We start from the raw sequence: 15,378 nt of genomic DNA, 5'->3' as shown, positions 1-15,378 counted from the left end.
TCAAGGGTTCCCCACATCTATTTTCAAGCCTGCCATTTTGGCGTATAATGATAATTGTTTGTTTTTAACCTGATTTTGGAAGAACGGATACTTTGCCCCGCAATGCCGGTTATGCGTGCGAACACTTTGGACGAAATAGGTTCTATAACGGGTCTTGTTAAGTAAAGATGACCTTTTACAGAGACGTGAATGACATTGTCACCTGGCCGGATCATTGCTACAATTAGGGGACATGCTTGTCTGCTTTTTTTCAGGCAAAGCGGATTTTTGTGTCCTGTTTTGATGAGAAAAACTGCTGATTGAAGATTGGAAAGATACAAATAGCCCGCCTGCCTGACAAGGCACGGCGCGGAAGTCTAAAATGAGGTGTATGCAGGCATGATAGGAATGCTTAAAAAGGTATTGGGAGATACGAGCCTTCGCAAACTCAGCCGAATGGAGAAGATGGCTCACGGGATTGAAGCGCTTGCCGATGAGATGAAGGCGCTGAGTGATGATGAGCTGCAGGCGAAAACACCGGAGTTTAAGAAACGTCTGGAAGATGGCGAGACTCTGGACGATTTGCTTCCGGAAGCTTTCGCGGTTGTCCGCGAGGCGTCGACGCGTATTCTTGGTATGACTCCTTTTTATGTTCAGCTGGTTGGCGCCATCGCCCTGCATGAGGGCAACGTGGCCGAGATGAAAACCGGTGAAGGTAAAACGCTTGTTGCGACGATGCCTCTTTACCTGAACGCGCTTGAAGGCAAGGGCGTCCACTTGATTACGGTCAACGATTATCTGGCTTCTCGTGACGCGAACGCACTCGGCCCTCTCTATAATTTTCTCGGAATGTCTGTCGGGCTGAACTCGGCCGGCATGCCTCCGGAAGAGAAAAAGGTTTCCTATGAAGCGGATATTACGTATGGCACAAACGCAGAATTCGGTTTCGATTATCTGCGTGACAACATGGTGCTTTATAAAGAGGAAAAAGTTCAGCGTCCGCTTAACTTCGCGATTGTCGATGAAGTCGACTCCATCCTGATTGATGAGGCGCGGACACCGCTGATCATTTCCGGAAATGCGGAGAAATCGACGGATCTGTATGTACGGGCGAACCAGTTTGCCAGGCTGCTGACCGAAAAGCAGGACTACACGGTGGACCTGAAAACGAAAACCGTCCAGCTGACTGAAGAAGGAATGACTAAGGCGGAAAATTTCTTCCACATCAAAAACCTGTTTGACTACTCGAATGTTGAATTGAACCATCATGTCAGCGAGGCATTGAAAGCCCACGCGATCATGCACCGCGACACGGATTACGTGGTTCAGGACGGCCAGATCATCATTGTCGATCCGTTTACCGGCCGACTCATGCAGGGTCGCCGCTATAGCGAAGGGTTGCACCAGGCGATTGAAGCCAAGGAAGGCCTCGAGGTGCAGAGCGAAAGCAAGACGTTGGCGACGATCACACTGCAGAATTTCTTCCGTATGTACGGCAAACTTTCAGGTATGACCGGTACGGCGAAGACCGAAGAAGAAGAATTCCAAAGTATCTATAATATGGACGTTATCGTCATCCCAACGAATAAGCCGATGATCCGTCTGGATAATCCGGATCTGATCTACAAATCGAAGGACGGCAAGTTCAAGGCGGTAGTCGAGGAAATTTCCGAATTGTATCATCGCGGCCAACCGGTGCTTGTCGGTACGGTTGCTGTTGAAACATCGGAACTGATTTCGAAACTGTTGAAGAGGAAAGGCATTCCGCACAATGTACTGAACGCGAAGAACCACGCGCGTGAAGCCGAAATCATTGAAAATGCTGGACAGGTCGGTTCAGTTACGATTGCGACGAACATGGCCGGCCGTGGTACGGATATCAAGCTCGGCGAAGGTGTGGAAGAGCTCGGCGGGTTGTTTATTCTCGGCACCGAGCGCCACGAATCCCGCCGTATTGATAACCAGCTGCGCGGTCGTTCAGGCCGTCAGGGTGATCCCGGTGAATCGAGGTTCTATCTTTCTCTTGAAGACGACTTGATGCGCCGTTTCGGCTCGGATAAAATGAAGAGCTGGATGGAACGGCTTGGCATGGAAGATGATCAGCCGATCGAAAGTAAAATTGTCAGCAAGTCCGTCGAAGCGGCGCAGAAACGCGTCGAAGGAAACAACTTTGACGCTCGTAAACAATTGCTTAAATTTGACGATGTCATGCGCCAGCAGCGTGAAATTATTTACAAACAGCGCAATGAAGTGATGGAATCGAAGAACGTCCGCCCGGATATCGAGAATATGATAAACGCGGTGATCGAAAATGAAGTCAAGGCGCATACTCCGGACAATGAAGTGCCGGAGGAGTGGGACCTGAACGCGGTGATCGATTACCTGAACGGGCAGCTGTTTGACACAGGAGTGCTCGCTGTCAGCGACCTTGATGGCAAAGATCCGGAAGAAATGATTGAATCTCTTGAAGAAAAAGCGATCGCGAAATACGATGAAAAAGAAGAACAGTTCACTCCGGAACGGATGCGTGAGTTTGAGCGTGTGATCATGCTCCGTACGGTTGACACGAAATGGATGGATCACATTGACGCGATGGAACAGTTGCGCGAAGGTATTTACCTGCGCGCATACGGTCAGGTGGATCCTTACCGTGCCTATCAGATCGAAGGATTCAAGATGTTCGAAGAAATGGTCGCCAGCATCGAAAACGAAGTCGCAAGCTTTCTGATGAAAGCGGAAATTCGCGAAGAACCGGTTCAGCGCGAACGTGTCACACACGGTCTGAGAGTCATTTCCGGTGGGCAGGATGATGAGCCGCAAAAGGCAAAACCATTCGTCCGCAAAGTGCATGTCGGACGGAACGATCCTTGCCCGTGCGGCAGCGGGAAAAAATATAAAAACTGCCACGGCAAATGAGCCGGGTATATTGGAAAGTAGGATGAATGATGGATTTACCTGAAATGAAGCACGAGATTGACGAAATGGAGACCAGTCTCCAAAAATTTAGGGGGTCTCTTTGACTTAGATAACAAAAAGGCCCGGATCGCCGAGCTTGAGGAAAGAATGACGATGCCGGGTTTCTGGGATGACAACGAAAAAGCCCAGAAAGTGATTGATGAGTCAAACGATCTGAAAGCCAAGGTTGATAATCTTGGCGAACTGGAATCCAGGTTTGAAGATTTGCAGGTGGCGTACGAGCTGGTTAAGGAAGATGACGATGCGGAGCTTAAGGATGAGCTAGAAGAGTCGCTCACCGAGGCAGGTCAGGCATTCCGCCAATATGAAACACGTCTTCTCCTCAGCGGTCCGCATGACAAGAGCAACGCCATTCTTGAATTGCATCCGGGGGCGGGCGGCACGGAAGCCCAGGACTGGGCTTCAATGCTGCTGCGCATGTACACACGCTGGGCGGAAAGCAAGGGTTTCGCGGTTGAAACGCTGGACTATCTTCCCGGTGATGAAGCAGGTGTTAAAAGTGTCACGCTGCTAATTAAGGGGCTGGATGCATACGGCTATCTGAAGGCGGAAAAAGGCATTCACCGGCTCGTCCGGATTTCGCCGTTTGACGCGGCTGGACGCCGCCACACGTCTTTCGTTTCCTGCGAAGTGACGCCTGAGCTGGACGACGATATTGACATTGAAGTCCGGCCGGAGGATGTGAAAATGGATGTCTTCCGTTCGAGCGGCGCCGGCGGGCAGCACATTAACAAAACATCGTCGGCGGTCCGCTTGACACACATTCCGACAGGGATTGTTGTCAGTTGCCAGTCGGAACGCTCACAGTTCCAGAACCGCGACCAAGCAATGAAGATGCTGAAATCGCGTCTTTATCAATTGGAAGAAGAAAAACGCGAGGCGGAAAAAGCGGCGCTCCATGGCGAGCAGAAGGAAATCGGCTGGGGCAGCCAGATTCGCTCCTACGTTTTCCATCCGTACTCGATGGTCAAAGATCACCGGACCAATGTGGAAGTCGGCGACGTCAACCGCGTCATGGACGGCGATCTCGATCCGTTTATTGATGCGTATCTGAGATTGAATCTATAATTTGAGTGAAAAGAAGCCTGATGAGGGCTTCTTTTTTTACGAGCAGGAGAAATATTTCACTTTGTTTGTCGAATATCAATGATTCATCTTAGAACAGGGTTAAACTTATAAATTTTATTAATGAGGTATTTAATTTAAATAATGGATTTAAATTAAATGTAAAATATTGAAATAAAGTCAAAATAACTTATAATAGAGGTAAGCATTATGGGGGGAGCGATTGATATGCCAACCTTAGTATTTGATAAGTCTAAGGAGTACATTGCCCATGCCTTTAAAGAAAAAGATTCCGCCGCTCTTCAAAAAGAGGCTGTCTTTTTGATCAATACCCTAGCAACAAGCATACCTAACATTTTCTCTGATTATGTTCGTTATGTTGCTGTTCGACGGCCCGTATATAAAATACAAAAAAATTTTCTTCCTAAATATGAGACAGAATATCTTAAATTTCTGGAACTCCTGACAACAAAAATGGGAAACAAAAGCAAGGATTTGGGTAACGTTAAACTTGAATTTAATAAATTTTTCTTGAACAACACGGATGAAGGATTTATCGACTTTGATTACCAGACTTCTGAGTTGTTGTCTGTTGATGAAACGGCACATTTGCTAAGTTGCAGTAAACAATCTGTTTACAACTATCTGAAAAGAGGACTTGAGTTTCAGACAGTGAACAATGTAGCGAAAATACCGAGATCAACCGTTGAGTTATGGAAGGATCCGAGGACTGCATTTGAAATACAGTGGGTATATCAACAAAACCAGTTAAGAAAACAAACCCATGAAGATAAGTATGACAGGATTCAAAGTGAAATAGCTGCCTTTGAAAAAAAATACGGAGATACTTTTGAAAATATTTATGGCTCATTTACAGAAGATGAACTCGACGGCCGTGATGAAGCGGTTGATATTAGTGATTGGAAAGAACTGATTATGGAGAAAAAAGACGTGCTATATAAAATTAAACAGGATAGAGATAATGCCAAGTCTGAGTGATTATGGTGCAATCATTTCCAGATATTCGACGATTTTCCGTCAGCCACCATCCTTGATTCTGAATGAAAATGAGTTAAAAATAACCTTATACTTTATCACAAGTTTTTACGGTGAGACGCAGTTGCGTGTCAGAGAATGGTTTGATTCTGATGATAAAAAAATCAGATATCGCTATTGCTGGGAGAGAAATAATAGTCATCCGGGTCATATCAGCGCATGGGAAAACGAGCATGATCATGATGGATTACAAACGAATCCGCATCATCATCACTATGTCCCTGGAAACAGGCACCAAGTTCAGAATAATTACAATGTAAGAGATCTAGAAAGCGCATTATCCGTAGTCAAAGATTATCTTCTTAGCAACCTCGAATATGATGGCAAAGAAATCTAAGATCCCTGAGCGGATCTTTTTTTGTGAAAAATTTTTCAGCGGGGTGGAACGGCTGAGCTAATTGGTGCTTAAATTGATTTTAAGATAGACGCTACGAATAAAGTGATCAGGGCGCTGACAATGATTGATAAATATAACAAGCACAATCGTCTCTCAATCCTAAAAATCAACGGCCTGTCATTGAATAATCATTTAAAGAGCCAGAAGGGGGTCAAAGCGAGTAAATAACCTATTCCCCAAAGCATGGTGATCAGATATTGTTTCTTTTCTCTGGAATACTTCCACTCAAAGAAAGCGCGTATTCCCTCAAAAAAGAGGAAAAACAAAGGGTAGATAAAGACATAGTCCATAAAGAAAAACATTAAAATGATCATTAAAATGAAAAGGCTGGTTTCGACCCAAGCTTGCATTTTATTGACGGGCTGATAAATAAACCCTTCCACCTTTGGAATTTGCAACTTTTTTCGCAGTACTCTGTCAACGCTAAATAAAATACAGAACATGACGATGATAATGCCAATGATATAGAACAATGAATCACGTCCTCTCGGTTTATTACCATTATAAGGAACATCATTATTCTGAGAAACTCTGAGACTGCAGGAATATGCCGGATCGGTTTGACCGCCGCCATCTCATGCTATAAAATGGTCACATTGCATTCCATTTTGAACGTGTTACAGAGGAGAATGAATATGGCTTTGTTATGGAAGAGGGACAAGCATGCCACTGCACCGCGCGGGTGGCGAGCGGTCGTGCTTGATTATGTTTACATTGTGATCGGTTCGGTCATTCTGGGGATTTCGTTTAATGTCTTTCAGTTGCCGAATAAGATTGCTGGCGGCGGTGTCAGCGGAATCAGTATCATTTTGCACTATACATTGGGATGGGAGCCGGCTTTTGTGCTCTGGGGGCTGAATATTCCGCTTTTTATCGGTGGTGTACTAATTCTGGGACGCAGCTTCGGCTACTTTGACTATGCGCTGAAAACGTTGGTGGGGACGCTCTTTTTACCGTTAACCGTTTATCTGACGTCCGACTGGCCGGCGGCGACCAACAATCCGCTGCTCGGCGCACTCTACGGTGGGATCGGTGTCGGGCTGGGATTGGGCATTGTGTTCCGCGGCCGGGGCTCCACCGGCGGAACAGCTCTAGCCGGGCAGGTGATTCAGAAATTTACCGGCCTTTCGCTTGGATTATGCGTCTCAGTGATCGACGGTATGATCGTCGTCACTTCCGCCTTCACTCTATCGCTTGAGTCGGCCCTATACGCGCTGATTTGCATCTACCTGCAGGCAAAAATGATTGATGTGGTTCAGCTTGGTTTCAACACTGAAAAAATGGCGCTGATCATTTCTGATAAAGAGGAAGCGATGCGCCAGGCAATTTTGGATGAAATTGACCGCGGCGTGACGCGGATCACCAGTCAGGGCGGGTATACCGGCGACGACCGGCCGATGCTGATGACTGTTGTGTCTCAGGGGGAATTAACTCATCTGAAGCAGCTGGTCAAGGCGATTGATCCGGAGTCTTTTTTCATTATTACCAATGCGACCGAAGTATTCGGCAAGGGATTTTATACCCGAACGTAAATCAAGTACTTCTCTGCTTCTTGAAAACGGTTTTAATCTAGTTTTCTTTTAAAAAATCGTTTCATGTCGCATTTTGAAATTTAAATGTAATATTTTTCATACGGAATGGCCGTGGCGAGAATGGTATAATAAAACTTGTTCGAAGCTTGATGAGCGGAGAGCAGATACATAATGCGACATTTTGAAACGCCCGCGCCAGTCGAGCGAAAAAGTTTTAAACGTTTGTTTACTTACAGTGCAGATGCGTTCCGGATGACCGGAACCGACGCATATTCTGACTTAACGCGAATGATTTCAGATAATGGTTTAGCTGTCGTGAATTTTGTTGTTTTTATCAAATTCAGTGCAAAAGGAGCAGAGGAAAGTACATTATGGATGACATGATTGTGATGCAGAATGTCTGGAAGGCCTATCCAAATGGTGTCATGGCACTGAACGGCGTCGACCTGTCGGTCAAAGAGGGCGAATTCATTTATGTCGTCGGGCCGAGCGGTGCCGGGAAATCGACGTTCATCAAGATGATTTTCAGAGAACTGAAGCCAACGAGGGGAAAAATCTTCGTTAATCATAAAAATATTGCGAATCTGAGAGAACGGCAGGTTCCGTACTTCAGGCGTAAAATCGGAATCGTTTTTCAGGATTTTCGTCTGCTGCCGAAACTGACCGTTTATGAGAATGTTGCGTTCGCCCTTGAGGTGATTGAAGAGCCGCCGCGCATGATCAAGCGGCGTGTCATGGAAGTGCTGGATCTGGTCGGGCTGAAACATAAGATGCGTTCTTTCCCTGATCAGCTGTCCGGCGGCGAGCAGCAGAGAGTCTCAATCGCGCGTTCGATCTGCAACAGGCCTCCAGTGCTGATTGCCGATGAACCAACGGGCAATCTTGACCCGGAAACATCATGGCAGATTATGGATGTTTTCAAAAGGATCAACGAGCAGGGCACAACGATCGTCATGGCGACACACAACCGAGATATTGTCAACACGGTGAAGCACAGAGTCATTGCGCTTGAAGGCGGCATGATCGTGCGTGATGAAGAGGAAGGTGCATATGGTTATGAAGCTTAGGACTCTGCAAAGGCATGTCAAAGAGAGTTTCAAGAGCCTCGGACGTAACGGCTGGATGACTTTCGCGTCGGTCAGCGCGGTGACTGTGGCACTTGTCCTGGTCGGACTCTTCATGATGGTGCTTTTCAATCTGAATAAAATAGCCGGCGACATTGAAAGCGATGTTGAAGTGCGCGTCTATGTCGATCAGTCGGCAACAAAGGCTGATCAGACTCAGCTGGCAAGCAGCTTGAAGCAGCTTAAAAATGTTCAGTCGGTAACGTTCCAGTCGAAAACACAGGGACTGAACAGCCTGATGAAAAGCCTCGGAAATGACAAAAATGTGTTTGCGGATGTGAAGAGTGACAATCCGCTTCCGAATGCTTATATATTGAAAACGAAGCAACCGGAACAAACCGCGAGTGTGGCTTCTCAGGCGAAGACTCTGCCGCACGTTTCAGATGTCCGGTATGGGCAGGGCACCGTTGAAAAACTGTTTCACGTCATCAATATTGCGAGAAATGTCGGCATTGTTCTGATCCTGGGGCTGCTGTTCACCTCTGTCTTCCTGATCGCTAATACAATTAAGCTTACGATTGTAGCGAGGCGCCGTGAAATTGAAATTATGAAACTGGTCGGAGCGACCAACGCCTTTGTCCGATGGCCCTATTTTATAGAAGGTCTGATCATGGGCGTGCTTGGTTCCGTTATACCGGTTTTTCTGGTCATTGTGGTCTATCATTTCGCTTACTATAACCTTGGCGGAAACTTATCCTCAATGTTCATCAGCCTGATACCGTATCAGACAATGACGACAAACCTGAGCTTGCTCCTGGTTGGAATCGGAGCGGTGATCGGAGTCTGGGGCAGTTTAAGTTCCATCCGCAAATTCCTGAAAATCTGAGGTTCTCCGGATTCGGAGAACCTTGTTTTTTATCCTGAAGTTTGGGAAAACTTTAAAGAGCCCTTGCACCGGTACGGACGCGCAAGGGTTTTATTCCCGCTCCCTGATCGTCAAGGCATGGCCCGCGTCCCTTGGGAGAGACAAACCGATTAAAGTGCGGTATCATATCACTAAAGTTCGTTTCAAGATGCCACTGGTGTCCAAGGCTCTTGGTGACACTAATGGAGGAGGCAGTTTTCTATGAAAAAATTCAGCAGCAAAGCAGTTGTGCTGCTCATGGCGCTTTCCCTGATTGTGGGGGCGCTGGGTTCATTTGCAGTTTTCAGTGCCGTGCAGCATCGCCAGGCTACACCGGCTCCCGCCGTTGAAACGAGTGCGGCGGCCTCAGGCGAAACGGCCAAGCTGAAAACCATTCATGATCTGATTGAAAAAGATTATTTTCAAAAGGTCAGCAGCAGTAAGCTGTATGACGGCGCGATTCAGGGCATGATTAATGCCTTGGGTGATCCTTTTTCCAGCTATATGAATGCCCAGACGGCTTCAGACTTCACCCAGTCGCTGTCTTCCTCGTTCCAGGGGATCGGCGCTGAGGTACAGATGGTCGGAAATACGATCAGCATCGTTGCGCCGATCAAGGGCTCTCCAGCTGAAAAAGCGGGGCTCAAGCCCAACGACCAGATTGTCGCTATCAATGGCAAATCGACCGAAGGCCTTGATATTAATACGGCAGTTAATCGGATCCGCGGGAAAAAAGGGACGACGGTCCAGATAAAAATTAAGCGACCCGGCGTCAGTAATATTCTGACTTTCTCGATCAAACGTGATGATATACCGATCCAGACGGTCAACAGCCGGATGATTCACCAGAACGGCCAACCGATCGGATATATTGCGATCACACAGTTTAATGAAAATACGGATCAGGAATTCTCCAAAGCATTGACCTCTTTACAGGATCAGAAAATGAAAGGCCTGATCATTGATGTTCGCGGCAATCCGGGTGGTTATCTTCAGGCAGTGGAAAAAATGGCCAATCTGCTTGTTCCTGACAGTAAGCCAATTGTTCAGGTTCAAGACCGGTCCGGTAAAAAAACGCCATTCTACTCAACACTTAAAGAGAAGAAAAGCTATCCAGTTGTCGGCCTGATTGACGGCGGGAGCGCTTCTGCGGCCGAGATTATGGCGGGCGCCTTGAATCAGGCCGCCGGTTATCCTCTGGTCGGTGTAAAGTCGTTTGGCAAAGGAACGGTTCAGCAGGGCATTGAGCTGTCGGATAAGAGTGAATTGAAGCTAACGACAGACAAATGGCTGACGCCGGATGGCGACTGGATTCACAAGAAAGGCATCCAGCCGACCTACAAAGTACTCCAGCCATCCTACTTCTATGCCGCTCCTCTGACATTGAAAAAAGGCCAGACACTTAAATATGACCAGACGGGTTCATCCATCGGAGACGCGCAGAAGATGCTGATTGCTGCCGGTTTTGATCCGAAACGCACGGACGGTTATTTCAGCCAGACGACGCGACAAGCGGTCTTGGCATTCCAGAAGTCAGCTCATTTGAGCGCTACGGGCGCCATCGATCAAAAGACAGCCGACGCGCTGCAGGCAGCGACGCTGAAAGCCATAGCCAACCCTAAGAATGACAAGCAGCTGAATGAAGCGATTAACATTATTGAAAAATCGATTAAATAAAGGAATTATGTTGGGAAGCCGGGGCGTTCGCGCTCCGGCTTCTTTTTACTTAATCGACGAGCGGGTTCAAACCCCTGAGTTCCGATATATTTCTCCGAGTTCTGATATATTTCCCTGAGTTCCGATAAAACCCCATAAGTCCCGATAAATCTCCGCTAGTTCGGATAATCGGGCCTCCTGAATGGATGGAATAGGGTAAAAATTCCTGGCGAGTCTCATATTTTGTATCTAAGCGGTTCACAGATGTAGCCTGTTTGCTGTATTCTTAAGTTATCGAAACTTTTATCAGCTCATGGACTTGGGGGAACAGCATATGGCGGACGTCATTCGTTCAATTTTGCTTGGTATCGCGGCTTTTTTTATTAATCCGGTTTTTTATCTTCTGGTGGTCGGCCTTTTTCTGTTCAGCGCGCAGCGGGTGAGGCGTGAGCGGCGATCTTTCCGCGTCAAGGCCTATGGGATGTTCAACACGATTTTCAGAAGTATCGCGCCAAGTCTGATCATTGGTGCCGCCGGTTCCGCTCTCTTGCTGATCTCGGGAACCGCTCTGCCGGCAGGAACGATAGTGCTGATTTCGTGCGCCTATCTCGCCATTATGCTGACTACCCAGTTGCGCTTCCTTTCACCCGCAATTGCTGGAGGGCTGAGCCTGATTGTCGTCTATTTTATGCCGGATGTTCACACTTCTTACCCACTTGTCAATCAGTGGATTGCCGGTATACGGCACACGAGTTTTTTGTCATTGGGTGTTTTCATCGCTGTCGGCATGCTTGCGGAATCGGTTCTTGTTTACCTGTGGGGGGCGAATCAGCCGTCGCCTCGCCTGATTAACAGCCGCAGAGGCGGCATGGTTGGGGCCCAGGAAGCAAGCGAGCTCTGGATCATTCCGCTGTTTTTCCTTGTCCCTCTTTCAGGGCCCATTGGCCACATCGGGTTCTGGCCTTTGATTCCGGGTACGAGAAATTCGTTTGGATTGGCTCTTTTCCCGCTTGGGGTAGGCATGGCGCAGCTGATCACTTATTCGCTTCCCAAAGAGGCTGTCCGGAAAACGGGGCACTGGCTGCTCATCACGGCAGGAGGCTTCGCCGTTTTTATCGCACTGGCCGCTGTATTACGAATGCCGCTTTTTGCCGTTACCGGCGGGGCGCTGGCACTGGTCAGCCGCCTGGCATTGATCTGGCATCAGCACGTGCTTCGTGAGAACAAACCATTCTATTATATCAGGCCGAATAAGGGAATCCGCGTGATCGGTGTCATTCCGCACTCACTCGGTGCCAAAATGGGTATTCTTCCAGGTGAAGAGATCATGCGTGTCAATGACATAGATGTCGTCAGTGAGTACGATTTTTACCAGGCGCTACAGAAACATGTAGCCTACTGCAAACTGGAAGTGATTGACCGGTTTGGGGAGCCGCGGTTCGCCAAGGGGCCGGTTCATGAAGAAGACGGGCATAAAATTGGCCTGCTTTTTCTGGAATCAGATCAATGGAATGGAAATCTAAAGACAAAATCGTGACTGGTATCACGAATACTATTTTTGGAACTTGATCCGGTATTAATAGACTGTCCGATGCTTTTTCCAGCTTATGAAAAGTATGGAATCCAGCTTTGAGAAGTGCGCTGCCCGCCGGTTCTGAAAGCGAGGACCGGACTGTTTTGTTCTCCGGATGTTCCATTTTTAATTTGGATAAAAGGAAGTATGTAAAAAAAGAGTTAATTTTTCGTGGTTTTTATTTTTTGTGTTATGCTGAATTTAAGATTTGAGACAAATTAGGAAAGGAGTAAATATAAGGATATGAAATCAACAGGGATTGTACGAAAAGTAGATGAACTGGGCCGTGTTGTTATTCCGATCGAACTGAGACGGACGATGAATATCAAAGAAGGCGATCCGCTGGAAATATTTACAGAAGATGACCGCATTATCTTTAAAAAATATATTCCGAGTATGGCCTGCCAGATTACTAACGAAGTTTCACCGGACAACCTGGTTCTGGCGAATGGCAAGCTGATTCTGAGCCGGAAAGCAGCCAAAGAAGTTGTTGATGAAATTGAAAAATATATTGGCGAAGACGCACATTCGTAATTTTTGCCGCTTGGCGGCGGGTTAAGCTCAGAGGTAAATATCTTATTTGGCAAGGTAATCAGCGATTCGGATCGAAGATGATCGGAATCGCTGATTTTTTTTATCTAAGGTTTTCTATCAGTAAAGATTGACCACCCATCAGCCAAAATCAATCGCTTATCACAAAAGTTTTTCACAAAGCCTGGATAAATGCGTGCGTTGAGAAAAAATCCCTTTTTAGGTTTACCGCACAGCAAAAAGTGAAATGATTTTATGAGATAAATCAATTTCTCCAGAAAATGCTGTAGGTTAGTACGGCCAGAGTAATCAGACTGATCAAAAGACCGATGATGTGGTTAACAAACAGCTTAACCCGGTCCTTATGATCGGCTCCGGACCATCTGACAATGACCCAAACAGACTTGGCAGCAATGGCTGCAGCTAAAACGATATAACCGAAAATAATAAATCCATGCTCCTGATCCATGTGCTTCATCTCCGGATTTCAATCACTATGTTTGTCTGAAAAATCGGCATCTTCTTATTCATAGTCTAACAGATTTTTGAGAAGACGAATCCAGATTTTTGCTGGCAGTCAACTGAGAATATCTGTTCGCTTTTTCTGCCTTTTTTATTATGACATGTGTTATAATCATACTTAACGATTCTTATGATTTGGAGGGCGGATGAATGGATTTTCAGCTTGTTTCCAATTATCAACCGCAGGGCGATCAGCCTGAAGCGATTCGTGAACTGGTCAATGGCATTGAAACCGGGAAAAAGCACCAGACTTTGCTTGGCGCGACCGGAACGGGCAAGACATTCACGATGTCCAATGTGATTGCGCAAGTGAAAAAGCCGACGCTTGTGATTGCGCATAATAAAACGCTGGCGGGACAGCTCTACAGTGAGTTTAAGGACTTTTTCCCGAATAACGCCGTCGGGTATTTTGTCAGCTACTATGATTATTATCAGCCTGAAGCGTACATTCCACAGACGGATACTTATATTGAAAAAGATTCGAGCATCAATGACGAGATTGATAAGCTGCGGCATTCGGCGACCAGCTCGCTGTTCGAGCGACGTGACGTGATTATCGTGGCGAGTGTTTCCTGTATCTACGGTTTGGGTTCTCCGGAAGAATACAAATCGCTCGTTGTATCCTTGAGGCCGGGGATGGAAAAAGATCGGGACGCGATGCTGCGTCAGCTGGTGGATATCCAGTATAGCCGCAATGACATTAATTTCACCCGCGGCACGTTCCGCGTGCACGGGGATGTCGTCGAAATTTTCCCGGCGTCCCGCGACGACCACTGCATACGCGTCGAATTTTTCGGCGACGAGATTGAGCGGCTGACGGAGATGGATCCGATGACGGGGGAAATTGTCGGTGAACGCGATCATGTTGCCATTTACCCGGCTTCCCACTTCGTCACCGGCCAGGAAAAGATGAAAAAGGCAATAGTCAATATTAAAGAGGAACTTGACGGTCAGCTGAAAATGCTGAAGGACAACAACAAGCTTCTGGAGGCGCAGCGTCTGGAGCAGCGTACCCGCTATGATCTGGAAATGATGGAGGAAGTCGGGTACTGCTCTGGCATTGAAAACTATTCCCGCCATCTGACGTTCCGTAAAGCCGGGGAGTCACCTTATACGCTGATGGATTACTTTCCGAAGGATTTTCTGATTATGGTGGATGAATCCCATGCCACTCTGCCTCAGGTGCGGGCTATGTATAATGGCGACCAGGCGAGAAAAAATGTGCTCGTAGACAACGGGTTCCGGCTTCCGTCGGCGAAGGATAACCGGCCGCTGAAATTCGAGGAGTTCGAAGAAAAAGTTAATCAGGTCGTTTTCGTTTCGGCGACACCGGGTGATTATGAATTGGAGCACTCCGGAAAACCGGTGGAACAGATTATCCGGCCGACAGGACTGCTTGATCCGCTGATTGAAATTCGGCCGATCAAAGGACAGATTGACGATCTGTTTGATGAAATCAACCTCAGGGTGAAGCGCCGGGAAAGGGTGCTTGTTACCACACTAACAAAGAAGATGGCGGAAAATTTGACGGATTATCTCAAGGGCATGGGTGTCAAGGTCCGTTATCTGCATTCGGAAATCAAGACACTGGAGAGGATCGAGATTATTCGCGACCTGCGCCGCGGCGAGTTTGATGTGCTGGTTGGTATTAACCTGTTGCGTGAGGGTCTTGATATCCCGGAAGTGTCGCTGGTCGCAATTCTTGACGCTGACAAGGAAGGTTTCCTTCGCTCTGAACGCTCATTGATTCAGACGATGGGACGCGCCGCACGAAATGAAAACGGCAAGGTGGTTATGTACGCCGACCGGGTGACGGATTCAATGCGAGTGGCTATGGATGAAACGACGCGCCGACGCACCATTCAGAATGAGTTCAATGAAGAACATCATATCACGCCGAAAACAATTAATAAGGCGATACCGGAACTGATCAAAGCGACTTACGAGGTCGAAGATGAGGCGAAAGCCGGCAAGAAGAAGAAACGCAAACTCACGAAGAGTGAACGTCAAAAAGCGTTGGTCAGCATGGAAAGCGAAATGAAAAAGGCTGCGAAATCGCTTGATTTTGAGCGCGCGGCAGAACTCAGAGATATTATCTATGAACTGAAGGCGGAGGGATAACG

The 15,378-nt window shown here is 47.2% G+C and carries 13 protein-coding genes; 11 read left to right on the top strand and 2 right to left on the bottom strand.

Annotated elements, in window-relative coordinates; all coding sequences use genetic code 11:
* Positions 1-378: 378 nt before the first annotated feature.
* From secA to E4665_RS12250, 4 genes are all read left to right on the top strand, one after another.
* Positions 379-2,895 (top strand): preprotein translocase subunit SecA, encoded by a 2,517-nt coding sequence (secA, locus tag E4665_RS12265; RefSeq protein ID WP_135349085.1) that lies wholly within the window; start codon positions 379-381, stop codon positions 2,893-2,895.
* A gap of 29 nt (positions 2,896-2,924) precedes the next feature.
* Positions 2,925-4,023, top strand: a protein-coding gene (gene prfB / locus E4665_RS12260; protein ID WP_135349084.1) for a peptide chain release factor 2 whose coding sequence is annotated in 2 segments (ribosomal slippage) — positions 2,925-2,987 and positions 2,989-4,023 — 1,098 coding nt in all. Because the reading frame shifts where the segments join, the coding sequence is not laid out codon by codon here.
* Between the two features lie 207 nt (positions 4,024-4,230).
* Positions 4,231-5,019, top strand: coding sequence for a helix-turn-helix domain-containing protein (locus tag E4665_RS12255; protein WP_135349083.1), 789 nt, complete (start codon positions 4,231-4,233; stop codon positions 5,017-5,019).
* Positions 5,003-5,413: a toxin-antitoxin system TumE family protein gene (locus tag E4665_RS12250; protein WP_135349082.1), complete on the top strand. Its 411-nt coding sequence runs from the start codon at positions 5,003-5,005 to the stop codon at positions 5,411-5,413. The genes E4665_RS12255 and E4665_RS12250 overlap by 17 nt, the downstream gene beginning before the upstream one ends.
* Positions 5,414-5,601: 188 nt before the next feature.
* On the opposite strand, the gene E4665_RS12245 is transcribed toward E4665_RS12250, so the two are convergent.
* Entirely contained in the window at positions 5,602-5,946 is a 345-nt protein-coding gene (locus E4665_RS12245) for a DUF4181 domain-containing protein (RefSeq protein ID WP_135349081.1), read from the bottom strand.
* 162 nt (positions 5,947-6,108) lie between these two features.
* On the opposite strand from E4665_RS12245, the gene E4665_RS12240 reads away from it, so the two are divergent.
* The 6 genes from E4665_RS12240 to E4665_RS12215 all read left to right on the top strand — a co-directional run bounded on the left by E4665_RS12240 (position 6,109) and on the right by E4665_RS12215 (position 12,736).
* A complete protein-coding gene (locus E4665_RS12240) occupies positions 6,109-7,005 on the top strand; it encodes a YitT family protein (protein WP_135349080.1) in 897 nt (298 codons plus the stop codon).
* 380 nt (positions 7,006-7,385) lie between these two features.
* Positions 7,386-8,072, top strand: coding sequence for a cell division ATP-binding protein FtsE (gene ftsE / locus E4665_RS12235; RefSeq protein WP_135349106.1), 687 nt, complete (start codon positions 7,386-7,388; stop codon positions 8,070-8,072).
* Positions 8,062-8,955, top strand: a complete 894-nt coding sequence (gene ftsX / locus E4665_RS12230; protein ID WP_135349107.1) for a permease-like cell division protein FtsX — start codon at positions 8,062-8,064, stop codon at positions 8,953-8,955. Before ftsE ends, ftsX begins: the two co-directional genes overlap by 11 nt.
* Before the next feature lie 240 nt (positions 8,956-9,195).
* The gene (locus E4665_RS12225) at positions 9,196-10,650 is read left to right on the top strand and encodes a S41 family peptidase (RefSeq protein ID WP_135349079.1); all 1,455 of its coding nucleotides are present in this window, start codon (positions 9,196-9,198) and stop codon (positions 10,648-10,650) included.
* 313 nt (positions 10,651-10,963) lie between these two features.
* On the top strand, positions 10,964-12,166 hold the full coding sequence (locus tag E4665_RS12220) for a cell division protein (protein WP_135349078.1): 1,203 nt from the start codon (positions 10,964-10,966) through the stop codon (positions 12,164-12,166).
* 279 nt (positions 12,167-12,445) lie between these two features.
* The gene (locus tag E4665_RS12215) at positions 12,446-12,736 is read left to right on the top strand and encodes an AbrB/MazE/SpoVT family DNA-binding domain-containing protein (RefSeq protein WP_135349077.1); all 291 of its coding nucleotides are present in this window, start codon (positions 12,446-12,448) and stop codon (positions 12,734-12,736) included.
* Positions 12,737-12,998: 262 nt separating this feature from the next.
* On the opposite strand, the gene E4665_RS12210 is transcribed toward E4665_RS12215, so the two are convergent.
* Positions 12,999-13,202 carry a hypothetical protein gene (locus E4665_RS12210; RefSeq protein ID WP_135349076.1) on the bottom strand — a complete coding sequence of 68 codons (204 nt, stop codon included), beginning with the start codon at positions 13,200-13,202 and terminating at the stop codon, positions 12,999-13,001.
* A gap of 203 nt (positions 13,203-13,405) precedes the next feature.
* Between E4665_RS12210 and uvrB the strand changes: the two genes are divergently transcribed.
* Entirely contained in the window at positions 13,406-15,376 is a 1,971-nt protein-coding gene (uvrB, locus tag E4665_RS12205) for an excinuclease ABC subunit UvrB (RefSeq protein WP_135349075.1), read from the top strand.
* Positions 15,377-15,378 lie beyond the last annotated feature (2 nt).

The organism is Sporolactobacillus shoreae (assembly GCF_004684935.1).
Classification (GTDB): Bacteria; Bacillota; Bacilli; order Bacillales; family Sporolactobacillaceae; genus Sporolactobacillus; species Sporolactobacillus shoreae.
This window is presented reverse-complemented; position numbering and strand designations above follow the sequence as displayed.